The sequence below is a fragment of the Streptomyces paludis genome (genome assembly GCF_003344965.1).
Lineage (GTDB): Bacteria > Actinomycetota > Actinomycetes > Streptomycetales > Streptomycetaceae > Streptomyces > Streptomyces paludis.
Genome location: NZ_CP031194.1, coordinates 1,966,721 through 1,984,279, shown reverse-complemented (window position 1 = coordinate 1,984,279; position 17,559 = coordinate 1,966,721). Strand labels below are relative to the sequence as shown.

The window sequence follows — 17,559 nt, the reverse complement described above, 5'->3', positions numbered from 1 at the left end:
CGGAGACTTCGGGCCGGTTGACCTCGCCGTTCAGCCGGCCGCCCGGCCGCCCCGGGGCGGGGCCACGTCCGGGCCCGCGTGCCGTGACAGCGGCGCCGCCGCCGCCGAGTTGCTGACGCTGAAGGCGACGCTGCCCGCGCGGTAGCGGTCGTCGGTCCACTCGATGGGCCGGCCCGTCGCGGTGTTCGTCAGATGGCGCTGGCGCAGCAGCGGGCTGCCCCGGCGGACCTGGAGCAGCCGCGCGTCCTCGCTGCCCGCCGGGACCGCGTCGATCAGGTGCTCCCCGTAGTGCGCCACGACGCCCGCGTCCTCGGCCAGGCTGTTCATGATCGACACCACATCGTCGGGCAGCGCGCGCACGAAGGGCGCGACCCAGTCCGTGTACGCGGTCCGCTCGACCATCACCGGCTCGCCGTCGAGCAGCCGCAGCCGCACCACGTACAGCACCTCGCTGCCGGGGGCGACCCCGAGCCGGGCCGCCTCCTCCGCCGTCGCGGCCCTGGACGTACGGTCCAGGATCCGGCCCGCGACCTCGCAGCCCATGGCCCGGCCCCACTGGGCGAAGCTGTTGAGCTGCTCGAAGCTGTGCCGCAGCTCGCGCCGGAGCACGACCCGGCGCGCGCCCTGGCGGGAGCCGATCAGCCCGTCCGAGGCGAGCAGCCCCACGGCCTGGCGCACCGTGCCGCGCGAGACGGACCAGCGGGCGGCGAGATCGCTCTCCGAGGGCAGCAGGGCGCCCACCGGGTACTCGCCGCCCAGGATCGCCGCGCGCAGCGCCTCCGCGATCTCCAGATAGCGTGCCCCGCTCACCCGGGCCCCCTTGCGTCGCTCATGCGCCCCATCCTCGCTCACGCCCTGCACTGTGCACAGGTGGGCCGAACCGTCGATGGCGCGCCTTTCCCTCCCGCCCCACGGGCCTTCGGTTGCCGGAACGCGTTGTAGTTCCTCTTGTACGCCCTGTGGATCGTGGATACGCTCCAACTCGCCGCGCTGATCAGGGGGTTGCGGGCGCTTTGTCTTCTCCCGGCCGCGTGGTGACGTACATCAGGCGTTAACTGACCGGACACCTGAGTCGGGCGAACTGATGCCAGCTTGTATGAACAAGTTTCTCACTTCCTCGTCTCCGGGAGACACCGAGTGACCCGACAGCCCCTGCCCCGAAAGCCCCTTCCCCGTCTCGTCGCCGCCGTCGCGCTCTCCACGGCCGCGCTCACCGCGCTGTCCGCCTGCGGCGCCGCGCCGGACAAGGACCCCGCTGCCGACAAGGCCGCCTCCGCGGCCTCCGCCGCCGACTTCGGCGGTCTCGACGCGCTTGTCACCGCCGCCGAGAAGGAGGGCACGCTCAACGCGATCGCCCTGCCGCCGGACTGGGCCAACTACGGCGAGGTCATCAAGGCGTTCGAGGCCAAGTACAAGGTCAAGGTCGCCGTCGAGAACCCCGACGCCTCCAGCTCCGACGAGATCTCCGCCGTCAAGTCCCGCAAGGGCCAGAAGCGCGCCCCCGACGTACTCGACCTCGGTATCTCCTTCGCCCGCAGCGGCGCCGCCGAGAACCTCTTCGCGCCGTACAAGGTCGAGGCGTGGGACAAGATCCCGGAGTCCCAGAAGGACAAGGACGGCCTCTACTTCAACGACTACGGCGGCTATGTCTCGATCGGCTGCGACGCCGCCCGGATCAAGAACTGCCCGGAGACCTTCGCGGATCTCCTCAAGCCCGAGTACAAGGGCAAGGTCGCGCTCAACGGAAATCCCACCAAGGCCGGTTCGGCCTTCGGTGGCGTGTTCGCGGCCTCCCTCGCCAACAAGGGCTCCTTCGGCGACATCCAGCCGGGCATCGACTTCTTCGGCAAGCTGAAGAAGAACGGCAACTTCATCCCCGTCGAATCCACCCCGGCGACCATCGAGAAGGGCGAGACGCCCATCAGCATCGACTGGGACTACCTGAACGCCGGGTACGCCGACCAGTTCAAGGGCAAGGGCGTCGACTGGAAGGTCTCCGTCCCGAGCGACGGCGTCTACGCGCAGTACTACTCGCAGGCGATCAACAAGGACGCGCCCCACCCGGCCGCCGCCCGCCTCTGGATGGAGTTCCTCTACAGCGCCGAGGGCCAGAACCTCTGGCTCAAGGGGTACGCGCGTCCCGTGCTGCTGCCCGCCATGACCGCCGACGGCACCGCCGACAAGACCTTCGTCAGCAAGCTCCCCGAGGTCTCCGGCACCCCGACCTTCCCGACCTCGGAAGAGCTGGACAAGGCCAACGCCGACCTCGCCGCGAACTGGGACAAGGCCGTCTCCTGATGACAGCGCTCCCTCCCACGACGGCGGCGGCCGGGCGCCGGGGCACGGCCGGGCGACCGGGCGCGGCCAACGGCGCCCCGGCCGCCCCGGGCACTCGGGGCACCCGGGGCCGGAAGGCGCCCGGCTGGCTCGGCGCCCTGCCACTGCTGGTCTTCGCCGCGATCGGCTTCGGACTGCCCGTCGGCGCCCTGCTGTACGGGGCGGTCACCCGCGACGACCCGGCGACCGGCGCCACCGCCCTGACCGGCGAGCATCTCCAGCGCTCCCTTCAGGGCCCCTACCTCGGCTCGCTCGTCGGCAGCGTCCAGCTCTCCGCGCTGACCGCGCTCATCGGTACGGTCCTCGGCGTCCTGATCGCCCAGGCCGTCGTCACCGCGCGCGGCGGGGCGCTGCGTACGGCCGTCCTCACGGCCTCCGGGGTGCTCGCCAACTTCGGCGGGATCCCCCTCGCGTTCGCGTTCGTCGCCACCCTCGGCATCTCCGGTGTCGTCACCCGCCTCGGGCGCCTCGACAGCCTCGGCTGGAACCTCTACTCCTTCACCGGACTCGCCGTCATCTACCTCTACTTCCTGGTGCCGCTGATGGTGCTGGTCATCCTCCCGGCGCTGGACGGGCTGCGCCCGCAGTGGCGGGAGGCCGCCCAGAACGCGGGGGCCACCGCCTGGCAGTTCTGGCGCCATGTCGGACTCCCGGTCCTCGCGCCCTCGCTGCTCGGCGGATTCGTCCTGCTCTTCGGCAGCGCCTTCGCCGCGCACGCCACCGCCGCCGCGCTGGTCGGCGGCTCCGTCCCGCTGGTCACGCTGAAGATCGCGGACGCGCTCTCCGGCAACGTACTGGTCGGGCAGGAGAACGTGGCGCTCGCGCTGAGCCTCGACATGATCGTGATCGCCGGGCTTGTCATGGCGGTCTATCTGCCCCTCCAGCGACGGAGTTCCCGATGGCTGCACTGACCCCCACCGCCGCTCCCGCCCGGCCGGGACCGGCGGGGCGCCCGGAGGCCCGGGGGACGGCCGGGGCCGGGGCCCGGCGCCGGCCGCGGGTCTGGCGGGGCGTCGTACTGACCCTGGCCGGGCTCTACTTCGTCGTACCGCTGCTGTCGTCGTTCGTGTTCACGGTCCATATCCCGAACCAGGGCGTCTCGTTCGCCGCGTACACCGGGATCCTGAGCGCCGACGGCTTCGGCCGGAGCCTGCTGCTGTCGCTGGGACTGGCCGCCGCGACCATCGCGCTCTCCCTGCTGCTCACCGTGCCGGCGCTGCTGGCGGTACGGCTCGGGGCGCCCCGGCTGCGGCCCGTTGTCGAGGTCGTCTGCATGCTGCCGCTGGTGGTGCCGCCGATCGCGCTGGTCACCGGGGTCACCACCGTGCTGCGCTGGGGGCCCGACCATCTGTCGCGGACGCCGTTCTACCAGACCTTCCTGGCCGTGCAGGACGAGTCGTTCCCGATTGTCCTCGTCCTCGCCTACACGGTGCTCGCGCTGCCGTTCGTCTACCGCTCGCTGGACGCGGGGCTGCGCGCCGTCGACGTACCGACCCTGGTGGAGGCCGCGCGCAACTGCGGGGCCGGCCCGCTCTACACCGTGTGGCGGGTCATCCTGCCGAATCTGCGCTCCTCGCTGGCCGGCGCGTCGTTCCTGACGCTGGCGCTGGTGCTGGGGGAGTACACGATCGCCTCGCTGCTGGGCTTCCGGCCCTTCGCGGTGTGGATCGTGTCCGTCTCGGGCGCCGAGGCGCGGATGTCGGTCGCGGTGTCCCTGCTCAGCCTGCTGATCACATGGGGGCTGCTGCTGGTCCTGTCCCGGGCCGGCACCCGTGGCGCCGCCACCACGGGCTCGGTCCCGTCGGCCTCGGCCGTCCCGTCCGCCTCCGCTGTCCCCTCCGCCTCTGCCTCCGCCTCCGGCAAGGAGTAGCCGCCCCATGTCACCCACCCCCACGGCGACGGCCACCGGCGCCCTCGTCGAATTCCGCGGGCTGCGCCGTGCCTTCGGCCCGACCGTCGCGCTCGACGGCCTCGACCTGACCGCCCGCCCCGGCGAACTGCTCGCCCTGCTCGGCCCCTCCGGCTGCGGCAAGACCACCGCGCTGCGGGTCCTCGCGGGCTTCGAACAGCCGGACGCGGGCGAGGTGCTGGTGGACGGCGAGGACATCACCCGGGTCCCGGCCAACCGCCGCGACGCCGGGATGGTCTTCCAGTCGTACAGCCTCTTCCCGCACCTCAACGCCCGCGACAACGTGGCCTTCGGGCTGCGCGTACGGAAGATGCCGGCCGCCGAGCGGCACGCCCGCGCGGCCGAACTCCTCGAACTGGTCGGCCTGCCCGAGCACGGCGGACGCTTCCCGCACCAGATGTCCGGCGGCCAGCAGCAGCGTGTGGCGCTGGCCCGCGCGCTGGCGCTGGAGCCGCGCGTCCTGCTGCTCGACGAGCCGCTGTCGGCGCTCGACGCCAAGGTACGGCTGACGCTGCGCGAGGAGATCCGGCGGCTCCAGCTCTCGCTGGGGATCACGACCGTCTTCGTGACGCACGACCAGGAGGAGGCGCTCTCCATGGCCGACCGGGTGGCCGTGCTCAACGCGGGCCGGCTCGAACAGTGCGCACCGCCCGCCGAACTGTACGAGCGGCCCGCCACCCCCTTCGTCGCCGAGTTCGTCGGCACGATGAACCGGCTGCCCGCCCGGCGCGCGGACGGCGGCCGGATCGAGGTCGCCGGGGTCGCGCTGCCGGTGGACGGCGGGATTCCGGAAGGCGGTGACCTGGAGGTGCTGATCCGGCCCGAGAACATCACCGCCACCGCCGACCCGGAGGGGACGGCCACGGTCGTCTCCGCCTCCTTCTTCGGCTCGGTCACACGTGTGCTGCTGGATCTGCCCGGCGGCGGCACGGTGCACTCCGACGTACCGTCGCGGGACGCCGGCGCGCTGCTGCCGGGCGTACGGGCGACGGTGGCACCGGCGCACCGCCCGGTGCTCGTCGTCCCGGCGACGGGGACCACGACGGGGACCGCGACGGGCGCCGCCGCATGAGTGAGCCTCTGACCCCGGCCGATTTCACGGCCGACTCCTCCGCCGGTCCCGTCGCCGTCCTCTTCGACATGGACGGCACCCTCGTGGACACCGAGGTGCTCTGGTGGGAGACGGCCGACGAGATCGCCGCCGCGCTCGGCCACCGGCTCACCGACGCGGACGCGCCGGAGGTCGTCGGCCGGGCGGTCGCCGACACCGCCGCTCATCTGATCCGCGTCACGGGCGTGCCGTACGAGGCCCACGCGCAGAAGGTGGCGGCCGAGCTGACGGAGTCGTTCTTCCGCCGGGTGGCCGCAGGCGCCCCGCCCCGGCCCGGCGCGCGTCGGCTGCTGGCCGAGCTGGAGCGGGCGCGGGTGCCGTTCGCGCTGGTCAGCGCCTCGCCCCGGAGCGTGGTGGACTCCGTGGTCGGCGGTTCGCTGGCCGATGTCCCGTTCGCCTTCACGCTCTCGGCCGATGACACCGTACGGACCAAGCCGCACCCCGATCCGTACCGCGCGGCGGCCGAGCGGTTCGGTGCCGCGCCCGGCGCGTGTGTCGCGGTGGAGGACTCGCCGGACGGCACCGCGTCCGCCGAGGCGGCCGGGTGCCCGGTGCTGGTGGTCCCCTCGCTGCTGCCGGTGGGTCCCGGAGCCGGGCGGTATGTCGTGAAGAGCCTGGAAGACGTGGATCTCGGGGTGCTGCGGGAGTGCGCCGGAGGAGTGGCACGAGGGCGTGATTCTCGCCACGTTTGATGTGGTGTCGGCTCAGATGAGCGGATCATTGGCGGCTGTACGCGGCTGCATCTCCAGAAGGGGTGGCACGGGGTGCCACCCCTTCTGCGTTCAAGTCGTAAACTCAAACGTCACTATCTCCGCTCATCTGAGCGCGTTCTGTCATGGGTCGGTCATGGCCGCTTCGAGGGGTGAAGGAAGCGGGTTCCGGCCGCCTTTCCGTGACCGCCTTTCGATCCATCGGCGGACGGGTGGTGACGGGGGCGAGGCCGCCGGGTGACCGTGCCGAGGCGCCTTCGATCTGGGTATGTTCCTCGCCAGTCAGGGCAGCCACCGCGTCATCGAGGAGTCGGGACCCGTGTCGGAAAACAGCGATCTCCACGCAGCCACCGCCGAGAAGTACGTCTACGACTTCACCGAGGGCAACAAGGACCTGAAGCATCTGCTCGGCGGCAAGGGCGCGAACCTCGCCGAGATGACCAACCTCGGGCTGCCGGTCCCGCCCGGCTTCACCATCACCACCGAGGCGTGCAACATCTACCTCGGCAGCGGCAAGGAGCCGGGCGCCCTGCGCGACGAGGTGAGCGCGCATCTCGGCGCCCTCGAACAGCGGATGGGCAAGCGGCTCGGCCAGGACGACGACCCGCTGCTCGTCTCCGTACGCTCCGGCGCCAAGTTCTCCATGCCCGGCATGATGGACACCGTCCTCAACGTCGGTCTCTCGGACACCTCCGTCGCCGGGCTCGCCGCCCAGGCCGGTGACGAGCGCTTCGCCTGGGACTCGTACCGGCGGCTCATCCAGATGTTCGGCAGAACCGTCCTCGGGGTCGACGGCGCCCTCTTCGAAGACGCGCTGGAGGCGGCCAAGCAGGCCAGGAACGCCGCCACCGATGTCGATCTGGAAGTCTCCGACCTGCGGAAACTCGTCAAGCGCTTCAAGAAGATCGTCTCCGACGAGGCCGGCCGCGACTTCCCGCAGGACCCGCGCGAACAGATGGACCTCGCGATCCGCTCCGTCTTCGAATCCTGGAACACCGACCGCGCCAAGCTCTACCGCCGCCAGGAGCGCATCCCCGGCGACCTCGGCACCGCCGTCACCATCTGCTCCATGGTCTTCGGCAACCTCGGCCCGGACTCGGGCACGGGCGTCGCCTTCACCCGCGACCCCGCGAGCGGCCACCGGGGCGTCTACGGGGACTACCTCCAGAACGCGCAGGGCGAGGACGTCGTCGCGGGCATCCGCAACACCGTGCCGCTCGGCGAGCTGGAGAGCATCGACAAGACGTCGTACGACCGGCTGCTCGCCATCATGGAGACCCTGGAGACGCACTACCGGGACCTGTGCGACATCGAGTTCACCATCGAGCGCGGCCGGCTCTGGATGCTCCAGACCCGGGTCGGCAAGCGCACCGCCGGCGCCGCCTTCCGGATCGCCACCCAGCTGGTCGACCAGGGCCTGATCGACGAGGCCGAGGCGCTCCGGCGGGTCAACGGCGCCCAGCTCGCCCAGCTGATGTTCCCGCGCTTCGACGAGAACACCAGGCGTGAGCTGGTCGGACGCGGGATCGCGGCCTCGCCGGGCGCCGCCGTCGGCAAGGCCGTCTTCGACTCGTACACCGCCATCAAGTGGTCCCGCTCCGGCGAGAAGGTCATCCTGATCCGCCGCGAGACCAACCCCGACGACCTCGACGGCATGATCGCCGCCGAGGGCATCCTCACCTCGCGCGGCGGCAAGACCTCGCACGCCGCCGTGGTCGCGCGCGGCATGGGCAAGACCTGTGTCTGCGGCGCCGAGGAGCTGGAGGTCGACACCAAGGCGCGCCGGCTGACGGCGGGTTCGACGGTCATCGAGGAGGGCGACACCGTCTCCATCGACGGCTCGACCGGCAAGGTCTACCTCGGTGAGGTCCCGGTCGTACCGTCCCCCGTCGTGGAGTACTTCGAGGGCCGGATGCACGCGGGCGCCGACGAGGCCGACGAACTGGTCGAGGCCGTCCACCGGATGATGGCGTACGCCGACCGCCGCCGCCGGCTGCGGGTGCGCGCCAACGCCGACAACGCCGAGGACGCCCTGCGCGCCCGCCGCTTCGGCGCCCAGGGCATCGGGCTCTGCCGTACGGAGCACATGTTCCTCGGTGAACGCCGCACGATGGTCGAGAAGTTGATCCTGGCCGACACCGACGAGGAGCGCGAGGCGGCACTGAGTGCCTTGCTGCCGCTCCAGAAGAAGGACTTCATCGAGCTGTTCGAGGCGATGGACGGACTGCCCGTGACGGTCCGGCTGCTCGACCCGCCGCTCCACGAGTTCCTGCCCGACATCACCGAACTGTCGGTACGGGTCGCCCTCGCCGAGGCCCGCAAGGACCACAACGAGAACGATCTGCGGCTCCTCCAAGCCGTCCACAAGCTCCATGAGCAGAACCCGATGCTCGGGCTGCGCGGGGTCCGGCTCGGGCTCGTCATCCCCGGCCTCTTCGCCATGCAGGTACGGGCCATCGCGGAGGCGTCCGCCGAGCGGCTGAACGCCAAGGGCGACCCGCGCGCCGAGATCATGATCCCGCTGGTCGGTACGGTCCAGGAGCTGGAGATCGTCCGCGACGAGGCCGAGCGGGTCATCGCCGAGGTCGAACGGGCCACCGGCACCGAACTCCGGCTGGCGCTCGGCACGATGATCGAGCTGCCGCGCGCCGCGCTCACCGCCGGACAGATCGCGGAGGCCGCCGAGTTCTTCTCGTTCGGCACGAACGACCTCACCCAGACCGTCTGGGGCTTCTCGCGGGACGACGTGGAGGCCAGCTTCTTCACGGCGTACCTGGAGAAGGGCATCTTCGGGGTCTCCCCGTTCGAGACGATCGACCGGGACGGTGTGGGCGCGCTCGTCCGCAGCGCCGTCGAGGCGGGCCGCGCGACCCGGCCCGGACTGAAGCTGGGCGTCTGCGGCGAGCACGGCGGCGACCCGGAGTCCGTGCACTTCTTCCACGAGGTCGGCCTCGACTACGTCTCCTGCTCACCCTTCCGTATCCCGGTCGCCCGCCTGGAGGCGGGCCGCGCGGCGGTGGGTTCGGGAGGCAGCGACTCGCGGTAACGCCTACGGGACGGCGGAGCCGCAGCGAGAGAAGGGGTGGGTGCCTTGTGCGGAGGCGCCCACCCCTTCGTCATGGAAAAAAAGGGGGAGGGCGGGAGAAGACCGCGAGGTGGCGGGAGGTGACGGGAGACGGAGAGCGGAGGAGACGTAGAGCGGAGAGCGGAGGAGACGTAGAGCGGAGTGCGGCCGGCGGATCCCCACCCACCGACCGCACTCCATTAGCGAGCCGGGCATGGAGCCGCACCCGTACCGACCGCCGCCGAGCGAGCAAAGCCCCCCACGGCCTTCACTGCGCCTATTCGGTCGCCCGGGTTTCATGCCCGACGAGGTACAGCATTTCCGTTGCGGCCACACCTCCGCGACGGGTTTCAACTGTGGCTGAAACACCGTGGTAACAGCGGGTGATGGCATGCATACTCATTGCTGGGGAGATTGCGGATGCAACAGGTTGTGCAACAGGTGGGGATTTCATGCTGCGTATTCATTTCACGGAGAAGGATCTCGCGCGGGTGCGGATGGCCGCCGGTCCCGATCCGCTGTGGGAAACGATTCTGAGCTTTCATCGAATAAGAGACCGGCGTGCTCCGCTGGCCTATGGGGAATGGCGCAGGGAAGCACGGAGCCGGTTGAATGGTGAAACGAGCCTGCTCTCCGCGCTCGTTCCGCAGCGCGGATATTTCCCGGATTTCCTGACGCCCGGTCAAGGAGGGCTCGGCCTCGACGCCGGACTCGATGCCCTGCGCGCCACCGCGCCCGACCGGATCCGGGGCGAGCTGGCGCTGCTGAGGGCGTCCGGCGCCCGTCCGGCACGCAAGGACGGCACCCGCCCGGCGCGGCAGGACCCGGGCGGCCGGCTGGCGACGCTCGCCGACAGCGGCCCGGGCCACCTCGGCCGGCTGGTCGAGGTGATCCGTACGTACCACCGGGCGGCCGTCGAGCCGTACTGGGCACATGTCCGCGCCCGGGTCGAGGCGGACCGCGCGCTGCGCGGCCGGGCGCTGCTCGACGGCGGCGCGGACGAACTGCTCTGCTCGCTGCCGCCGATGGTGCGCTGGCGCGGCCAGGTGCTGGAGGCGGACTATCCCGTCGAGCGCGAACTGTCGCTGGGCGGGCGGGGGCTGCTGCTCCAGCCGTCGTTCTTCTGCCGCACCACCCCGGTCGTCTACCGCGATCCGGCGCTGGCACCGGTGCTCGTCTACCCCGTCACCCACTCCGAGCCGCTCCCCCTCACGGAGCGCGCGGGCCCCTCGCTCGGCCGGCTGGTCGGCCACACCCGCTCGGCCGTCCTGCGCGCCATCGAACACGGCTGCACCACCAGCGAACTGGCCCGCAGGACAGGAGTGTCGCTCGCCTCCGCCAGCCAGCACGCCGGCGTCCTGCGCGAGGCGGGCCTGATCAGCACCCTCCGCTACGGCAACGCCGTCCTGCACACCCTGACCCCCCTGGGCGGCGCGCTGTTACGGGGCGGCGCCCACGCCGACGGGACCTCGCGGCCGTAACGGCGCGCTCGTGGTCGTGGCGGCACGTGCCACTTCCGTTTGCTTCGTTCGGCTCCGTTGACGAACGTGCGTACCGCCTCTACCTTCCGAACCAGCGCGCTCGAAACTTCCGTGAAACTTTCCGAAACTGTAGGAGCCGCCATGAGCACGATGGGAACGATCGGAACGAGAACCGCGAGACTCCGCGTCCTGCCCCGCGCCGCCGCCACCCGCGCCGCCACGGCTCTCTCCGCGCTGACCGCCGTGGCCGTCGCCATGGTCGGCCTCGCCGCCCCCGCGCACGCGGCCGACCCCGTTCTGCGCGACCTGGCCACCGCCAAGGGCAAGTACTACGGCACCGCCCTCCCCGCCGGGCGGCTCACCGGGACGCACGGGAGCGTCGCCGCCGCCCAGTTCGGCTCGGTCACCGCCGAGAACGAGATGAAGTGGGGCTCGGTCGAGCCGACCCGCGGCAGCTTCAGCTGGACCGGCGCCGACCAGATCATGAGCTTCGCCGCCGCCAACGGGCAGAAGGTGCGCGGACACACGCTCGTCTGGCACAGCCAGCTGCCCAACTGGCTCGCCAACGGCACCTTCGGCAACGACGAACTGCGCACGATCATGACCGACCACGTCACCACCCAGACCGCCCGCTACAAGGGCCGCATCGACCAGTGGGACGTGGTCAACGAGGCGCTGAACGAGGACGGCACCCTGCGGGCCAGCAAGTTCTACACCCAGCTCGGCGAGTCCTACATCGCCGACGCGTTCCGCGCCGCCCGCGCCGCCGACCCCGCCGCCAAGCTCTACATCAACGACTACAACACCGACGCCACCGGCGCCAAGAGCAATGGCCTCTACTCCCTGGTCCAGCGGCTCCAGGCGCAGGGCGTGCCGATCGACGGCGTCGGCTTCCAGACCCACCTCATCATCGGCCAGGTGCCGGCCACCTTCCAGGCCAACCTCCAGCGCTTCGCCGATCTCGGCCTCGACGTCGCGATCACCGAACTCGACATCCGGATGACCCTGCCCGCCACCACCGAGCGGCTCGCCCAGCAGAAGGCCGACTTCAAGGCCGTCACCAACGCCTGCCTCGCCGTCGCCCGCTGCAAGGGCATCACCGTCTGGGGCTTCAGCGACGCGGTGTCCTGGGTGCCCGACGTCTTCCCCGGCCAGGGCGCGGCCACCCCGTACAACGAGAACTACCAGCCCAAGCCCGCCTATTACGGTATCGCCGAGGCCCTCGGCTGGACCGACGACGGCTCGGGCGGCGGTGGAGGCGGTGGCGGTACGACCGGCTGCGCCGTCACCTACGCCAACCAGAGCCAGTGGAACACCGGCTTCACCGCCAGTGTGACCATCAAGAACACCGGCTCGTCCCCGGTCAACGGCTGGAACCTGGGCTGGACCTGGCCCTCCGGCCAGAGTGTGACCTCCGCGTGGAACGCCACCATCACCCAGTCAGGCGCGCAGGCCACCGCCGTCAATCTCAGCTACAACGCGGCCATCGCGGCCGGCGGCACGGTCAACTTCGGCTTCAACGGCGCCTGGAGCGGCACCAACACCGCCCCGAGCGCCTTCACCCTCAACGGCACCGCCTGCACCCTGGGCTGACGGGCCCGCCGCCGCTGTTACGGCACGGCGGGCACGCGCTCCGGCGTCCGTTCCGCGTCCCGTACCTCCGCAGGAGCCTCGGCCCGTACCCGTACCCGTACTCGTGCCTCGTACGCCTGGACGGCGATCTCCTCGTCGTCCAGGCACCGGCCCGTCGCCAGTTCGAACCGCTGCTTCAGCAGCGGCGACGCCACGAACGGCCGCCCCTCGTGGCTGCCGGTCAGCCCCCGGGACAGGACATACGCCCCGGAGAACGGATCCCGGTTGGAGAGGGCGTACGGCCGGCCCGCCCGGTCCAGGAACACGGCCACCTGCCGGCCGTCGGGCAGCAGCGCGGCCACACCCCGGCCGGGGGTGAGCGAGGCCGGATCGCAGACCGCGTACCACGAGCCGTCGGCGAGCCGGATGTCCAGCGAGGCGTCGCGATTGACAGAGTCGTGATTCATCGGGCACTCACTCCTTCCAGAGTCAGAAAGACCAGGTCGGGCTTGACCTGATCCCGTTCGGGGACGAACTTCACCGACGGGTCGGGCGCGTCCGGAGCGTTCACGAAGGAGACGAAGCGGCGCAGCCGTTCGGGGTCGTTGATGGTCTCCGCCCACTCGTCGCGGTAGCCCGCCACATGCGAGGCCATCAGCTGCTCCAGCTCCGCGCAGAGCCCGAGCGAGTCATGCACCACCACATCCCGTACGTGGTCGAGCCCGCCCTCGATCCGCTCCAGCCAGGCCGAGGTGCGCTCCAGCCGGTCGGCCGTGCGGATGTAGAACATCAGGAACCGGTCGATCAGCCGGACCAGCTCCGCGTCGCTGAGGTCCTGCGCCAGCAGCTCCGCGTGGCGCGGCTCCGCGCCGCCGTTGCCGCCGACGTAGAGGTTCCAGCCGTTGGCCGTGGCGATGATCCCGAAGTCCTTGCCGCGCGCCTCGGCGCACTCCCGCGCACACCCGGACACCGCCGACTTCAGCTTGTGCGGGGAGCGCAGACCCCGGTAGCGCAGCTCCAGATCGATGGCCATCCGCACCGAGTCCTGCACGCCGTAACGGCACCACGTCTGCCCGACGCAGGACTTGACCGTACGGAGCGACTTGCCGTACGCGTGCCCCGACTCGAAGCCCGCGTCCACCAGCCGGGTCCAGATCAGCGGCAGCTGGTCCACCCGGGCGCCGAAGAGATCGATCCGCTGGCCGCCGGTGATCTTCGTGTACAGCCCGAAGTCCCGAGCCACCTCACCGATCACGATCAGCTTCTCCGGGGTGATCTCCCCGCCCGGGATACGCGGCACGATCGAATACGAACCATTGCGCTGGATATTGGCGAGGAAGTGATCGTTGGTGTCCTGGAGCGCCGCCTGTTCGCCGTCCAGTACGTAACCGCTCACCCCCAGCGTCGGAGCGAGCGAGGCGATGATCGAGCCGACCGTCGGCTTGCAGATCTCACAGCCGTCACCGCCCCGGGCACCCTCGCGGCCGTGTGTGTCGAGGAGCGTCGCGTACGAGGTGACGCGCAGGGTGCGCACGATCTCGTACAGCTCCCCGCGGGTGTACGGGAAGCAGCCGCACAGCCCGCTGTCGGCCGGGCCGTTGCCGGCGGCCGTGAGGAGCTGGCCGATGACCTTGACGCAACTGCCGCAGCCCGTACCCGCCTTGGTGCACTTCTTCACCTCGGGGAGGGAGAAGCACGCGCAGATGGCGCCCTTGGTGACGTTGTGGCAGCTGCAGATCACCGCGTCGTCGGGGAGGGAGTCGGGCCCGAGCGCGGGCGGCGCGCCGATGCCCGCGGGCAGCACCAGCTGCTCGGGGGAGACGGGCGGTACGGAACCGGTGAGCGGGCGCAGCGTGCCGTACAGGTCGGCGTCCCCGACGAGCACCCCGCCGAGCAGAACGCCGTCCGGATCCACGACCAGCTTCTTGTAGATCCCGGCCCGCGCGTCGGAGTAGACGACGCCGAGGGAGCCCGGGGCGGCGCCGTGCGCGTCCCCGAAGGAGGCGACGTCCACGCCGAGCAGCTTGAGCTTGGTGGAGAGATCGGCGCCGGTGAAGCCGGGTCCCGGGCGCTCCGCCGGCCCGGCCAGCTCGTCGGCGACGGTCGCGGCCATCTCGTACCCCGGCGCGACCAGCCCGTACACCCGTCCGTCGGACGCGAGCGCGCACTCACCGATCGCGAAGACGGCCGGGTCCGACGTACGGCACCGCTCGTCGACCTCGATCCCGCCGCGCGGGCCGACGGTCAGCCCGGCGTCCCGCGCGAGCTGGTCCCGGGGGCGGACGCCCGCCGAGAAGACGACGAGGTCGGTGGCGAGCCTCGTGCCGTCCGACAGCGCCATCCCGGTGACGGCGCCCGCCGCGTCCGCGATCACCTCCTGGGTGCCGACGCCGGTGTGCACGGCCAGGCCCATGGACTCGACCGTACGGAGCAGGGCCGCGCCGCCGCCCTCGTCGATCTGTACGGGCATCAGCCGGGGCGCGAACTCCACGATGTGCGTGGCCAGCCCGAGCCCCTTGAGCGCCCCCGCCGCCTCCAGCCCGAGCAGCCCGCCGCCGACGACCGCGCCGGTGCGCGCCGTCGCCGCGTAGGCCTCGATCGCGAGCAGATCCTCGATGGTGCGGTAGACGAAGCAGCCGGTCGCGTCCTTGCCGGGGACCGGCGGCACGAACGGCGCGGAGCCGGTGGCCAGCACCAGCGTGTCGTAACCGGTGACGAGCCCGGAGCGCGAGGTGACCGTGCGCGCGGCCCGGTCGATGGACTCGACGGGGTCACCGAGGCGCAGCTCGATGCCGTGGCGGTCCAGGAAGCCGGGCTCCCCGAGCGCGAGATCGTCGGGCGTGGAACCGGAGAAGTACGAGGTCAGCCGGACCCGGTCGTACGCGGGCCGCGGCTCCTCGGCGAGCACCACGACCCGCGCCCGCGCGGTGACCCCGCGTTCGGCGAGAGCCTCCAGGAACCGCTGGCCGACCATGCCGTGGCCGACGACCACGATGGTGGGGTGTGTGGCGGGCGCCAGCGCCGAGGGCGCCGAGGGCGGTGCGGGCGGCGGGATCAGAGGGGGCTCTCCAGGACGGCTCATGGCGGAGAGCCTGGTCGGCGGCTGTTACCCGGCCGCATCGCGGCAGTTTCCCGCACGGAACACTGCGCTCAGCGGGGACGGGGAGGGGGTGTGAGGGGTGTGGACAGAGGAGGGTGCTAGCGGGGGACGGAGGGGCGCGAGTAGGGGGCGGATAAAGTCGCGGTCATGCCTGACATATCCCTGACCATGCTCGTTGTCCTCTGTCTGGCCGCCGCCGCGGCCGGCTGGATCGACGCCGTGGTGGGTGGCGGCGGGCTGCTTCTGCTGCCGATGTTCCTGCTGGGGCTGCCGCACACCCCGGCCGCGCACATCCTGGGGACGAACAAGGCGGTGGCGATCGTCGGGACCTCGGGCGCGACCCTCACGTATCTCCGTAAAACCTCGGTCGATGTGGGCATGGCGCTGCGGATCGGGCTGATGGCGCTGGCTGGTTCGTCGGTCGGCGCGTTCTTCGCGGCGGGGATCAGCAGTGAGGTACTGCGGCCCGTGATCATGGTGGTGCTGCTGGGGGTGGCGGCCTTCGTGCTGCTACGGCCGTCCTTCGGCACGGCGCGCCCGGCCGGCGAACCGGTCGGCCGGGCCCGTACGGTCTGCGCGATCGTGCTGGTCGGCGGCGGGATCGGCTTCTACGACGGCCTCTTCGGACCGGGCACGGGAACGTTTCTCGTACTGGGGCTCACCGCTGTGCTCTCTCTCGATCTGGTCCGGGCCTCGGCCACCGCGAAGATCGTGAACGTCTGCACCAACGCCGGGGCACTGGCGATGTTCGCGTACCAGGGCGCGGTGCTCTGGCGGCTGGCCGGTCTGATGGCGCTCTTCAACCTGGCGGGCGGCACGGCGGGCGCGCGGATGGCGCTGCGTAAGGGGAGCGGGTTTGTGCGGGGGGTGCTGCTGGTGGTGGTGTTCTCCCTGGTGGCGAAGTTGGCGTTCGACCAGTGGACGGGGTGAGCCGGTCCGGCCGCCCAGTGCCCACGCTCAGCGGTGGTGCGGCGCGGCGCAGAGGGCGTGGTCGACCAGGTCGATGACGCCCTTGAGCTGACGGACGGCGGTGTCCTCGTCGCCCGGCCGGCTGTGCACGGAGACGGTGACGGCCGTAAGCCCGCCGCCCGTTGATCCCTTGCTCGTCTTGCCCGTCGCGCCTGTCCTGTCCGTCCTGCTCATCACGGCGGGCCACACCATGTAGCCGATACCGGTGCCACTGTGTCCCCAGTACCCGCCGCCGCAGGTCAGCGGCGTCCAGCGGAGGCCGAGCCCATGCCGCGCGCCGGGGACGGCGCCGTGCTCGTCGGGTACGGCGACGGTCCGGCGCATCTCGGCGAGCTGGGCGGGCGCCAGCAGCCGCCCGCCGAGCAGCGCGGCGAAGAACGCGTTGGTGTCCGCCGCCGTACTGATCAGCGCACCGTCGGCGTCCCCGTCGAAGGGGAGATAGGCGAGCGTGGTGTCGGTCATCGGTCCGGCCGGCTCGAACTGCTGGTGGTTCCGGGCGTGGGGGCGGGGGAGCGCGGGGTCGTTGCCGGGGGAGTAGGTGTGGGTGAGACGCAGGGGACGGATGATCCTGGCCCGTACCTCCTGCTCCCAGGAGCGGCCGGTGACCGCCTCGATCGCCATCCCGAGCAGGATGTAGTTGGTGTTGGAGTACTCCCAGCGGGTGCCGGGCGCGAAGGCGGGCGGATGGGTCATCGCGAAGGCGACGCGCTGCGCCGAGGTGTGGGTGGTCGAACGGTTCTGCAGATATCCCCGGGCGCTGAAGTCCGGGACCACATCACCGATGTAGTCCGGCACCCCGCTGGTGTGCTGGAGCAGCTGACGCAGGGTGATCCGGCGCCCGTCGTTCCCGGCGCCCCGGACCACGCCCGGCAGCCACCGGTCCACGGTGTCGTCGAGGGACAGCCGCCCTTCACCGGCGAGCTGGAGCAGGACGGTCGCGACGAACGTCTTCGTCGTACTCCCGAGCCGCAGGTATCCGTTGACCGGCGGCGGCTGCCCGGCGCCGGGATCACCGACGCCGCTGCGGACGGTGCGTACGCCCCGAGGCGTGGTCAGCCGTACGGACACCCCGGTGACCCCGGCGTCGCGCAGGGCGTCGGCGTCCTGCTGGAGGCGGTCGCGCGGGGGGACGGGGGCCGCCGCTTGGGCCTGCGCGGGAACGAGCGCGGCGAGGAGCGCGACGGCGAGCGCGGCGGCGGATCGGCGGGTGGTGCGGCGGGTGGTGCGGCGATCAGCAGGACGGTTGGTACGGCGGGTGGCGCGGTCGCTGATACGGCGCTTCGTGTTCGATGGCGTTGCGGGCATG

13 protein-coding genes are annotated in these 17,559 nt (G+C 71.5%); 9 read left to right on the top strand and 4 right to left on the bottom strand.

The features are described 5' to 3' along the window. Positions 1-30: 30 nt before the first annotated feature. Positions 31-810, bottom strand: a complete 780-nt coding sequence (locus DVK44_RS08550; protein WP_114659104.1) for a GntR family transcriptional regulator — start codon at positions 808-810, stop codon at positions 31-33. A 342-nt stretch (positions 811-1,152) separates the two neighbouring features. On the opposite strand from DVK44_RS08550, the gene DVK44_RS08545 reads away from it, so the two are divergent. From DVK44_RS08545 to DVK44_RS08510, 8 genes are all read left to right on the top strand, one after another. Continuing rightward, complete coding sequence (locus DVK44_RS08545) at positions 1,153-2,298, top strand: ABC transporter substrate-binding protein (RefSeq protein WP_114664999.1); 1,146 nt, start codon at positions 1,153-1,155, stop codon at positions 2,296-2,298. Continuing rightward, the gene (locus DVK44_RS08540; RefSeq protein WP_114659103.1) at positions 2,298-3,248 is read left to right on the top strand and encodes an ABC transporter permease; all 951 of its coding nucleotides are present in this window, start codon (positions 2,298-2,300) and stop codon (positions 3,246-3,248) included. The genes DVK44_RS08545 and DVK44_RS08540 overlap by 1 nt, the downstream gene beginning before the upstream one ends. Further along, entirely contained in the window at positions 3,236-4,207 is a 972-nt protein-coding gene (locus DVK44_RS08535; RefSeq protein WP_114659102.1) for an ABC transporter permease, read from the top strand. The genes DVK44_RS08540 and DVK44_RS08535 overlap by 13 nt, the downstream gene beginning before the upstream one ends. A 7-nt stretch (positions 4,208-4,214) precedes the next feature. Continuing rightward, positions 4,215-5,318 (top strand): ABC transporter ATP-binding protein, encoded by a 1,104-nt coding sequence (locus tag DVK44_RS08530; RefSeq protein ID WP_114659101.1) that lies wholly within the window; start codon positions 4,215-4,217, stop codon positions 5,316-5,318. Continuing rightward, positions 5,315-6,049: an HAD family hydrolase gene (locus tag DVK44_RS08525; RefSeq protein ID WP_114659100.1), complete on the top strand. Its 735-nt coding sequence runs from the start codon at positions 5,315-5,317 to the stop codon at positions 6,047-6,049. The genes DVK44_RS08530 and DVK44_RS08525 overlap by 4 nt, the downstream gene beginning before the upstream one ends. Positions 6,050-6,335: 286 nt before the next feature. Beyond that, complete coding sequence (gene ppdK, locus DVK44_RS08520) at positions 6,336-9,113, top strand: pyruvate, phosphate dikinase (RefSeq protein WP_114659099.1); 2,778 nt, start codon at positions 6,336-6,338, stop codon at positions 9,111-9,113. A 470-nt stretch (positions 9,114-9,583) separates the two neighbouring features. Continuing rightward, positions 9,584-10,612, top strand: coding sequence for an ArsR/SmtB family transcription factor (locus DVK44_RS08515; protein WP_114659098.1), 1,029 nt, complete (start codon positions 9,584-9,586; stop codon positions 10,610-10,612). Between the two features lie 150 nt (positions 10,613-10,762). Continuing rightward, positions 10,763-12,205: an endo-1,4-beta-xylanase gene (locus DVK44_RS08510; protein ID WP_114664998.1), complete on the top strand. Its 1,443-nt coding sequence runs from the start codon at positions 10,763-10,765 to the stop codon at positions 12,203-12,205. Between the two features lie 17 nt (positions 12,206-12,222). Here DVK44_RS08510 and nirD read toward each other — a convergent pair whose 3' ends face one another. After that, positions 12,223-12,651, bottom strand: coding sequence for a nitrite reductase small subunit NirD (gene nirD / locus DVK44_RS08505; RefSeq protein WP_114659097.1), 429 nt, complete (start codon positions 12,649-12,651; stop codon positions 12,223-12,225). Further along, the gene (gene nirB / locus DVK44_RS08500; RefSeq protein WP_114659096.1) at positions 12,648-15,266 is read right to left on the bottom strand and encodes a nitrite reductase large subunit NirB; all 2,619 of its coding nucleotides are present in this window, start codon (positions 15,264-15,266) and stop codon (positions 12,648-12,650) included. The genes nirD and nirB overlap by 4 nt, the downstream gene beginning before the upstream one ends. A 165-nt stretch (positions 15,267-15,431) precedes the next feature. Here nirB and DVK44_RS08495 point away from each other — a divergent pair, with 165 nt between their 5' ends. Further along, positions 15,432-16,214: a sulfite exporter TauE/SafE family protein gene (locus DVK44_RS08495; protein WP_114659095.1), complete on the top strand. Its 783-nt coding sequence runs from the start codon at positions 15,432-15,434 to the stop codon at positions 16,212-16,214. 27 nt (positions 16,215-16,241) lie between these two features. Here the strand turns inward: DVK44_RS08495 and DVK44_RS08490 are convergent, their stop codons facing one another. After that, positions 16,242-17,558 (bottom strand): serine hydrolase domain-containing protein, encoded by a 1,317-nt coding sequence (locus tag DVK44_RS08490; protein ID WP_114659094.1) that lies wholly within the window; start codon positions 17,556-17,558, stop codon positions 16,242-16,244. Position 17,559: the final 1 nt, after the last annotated feature.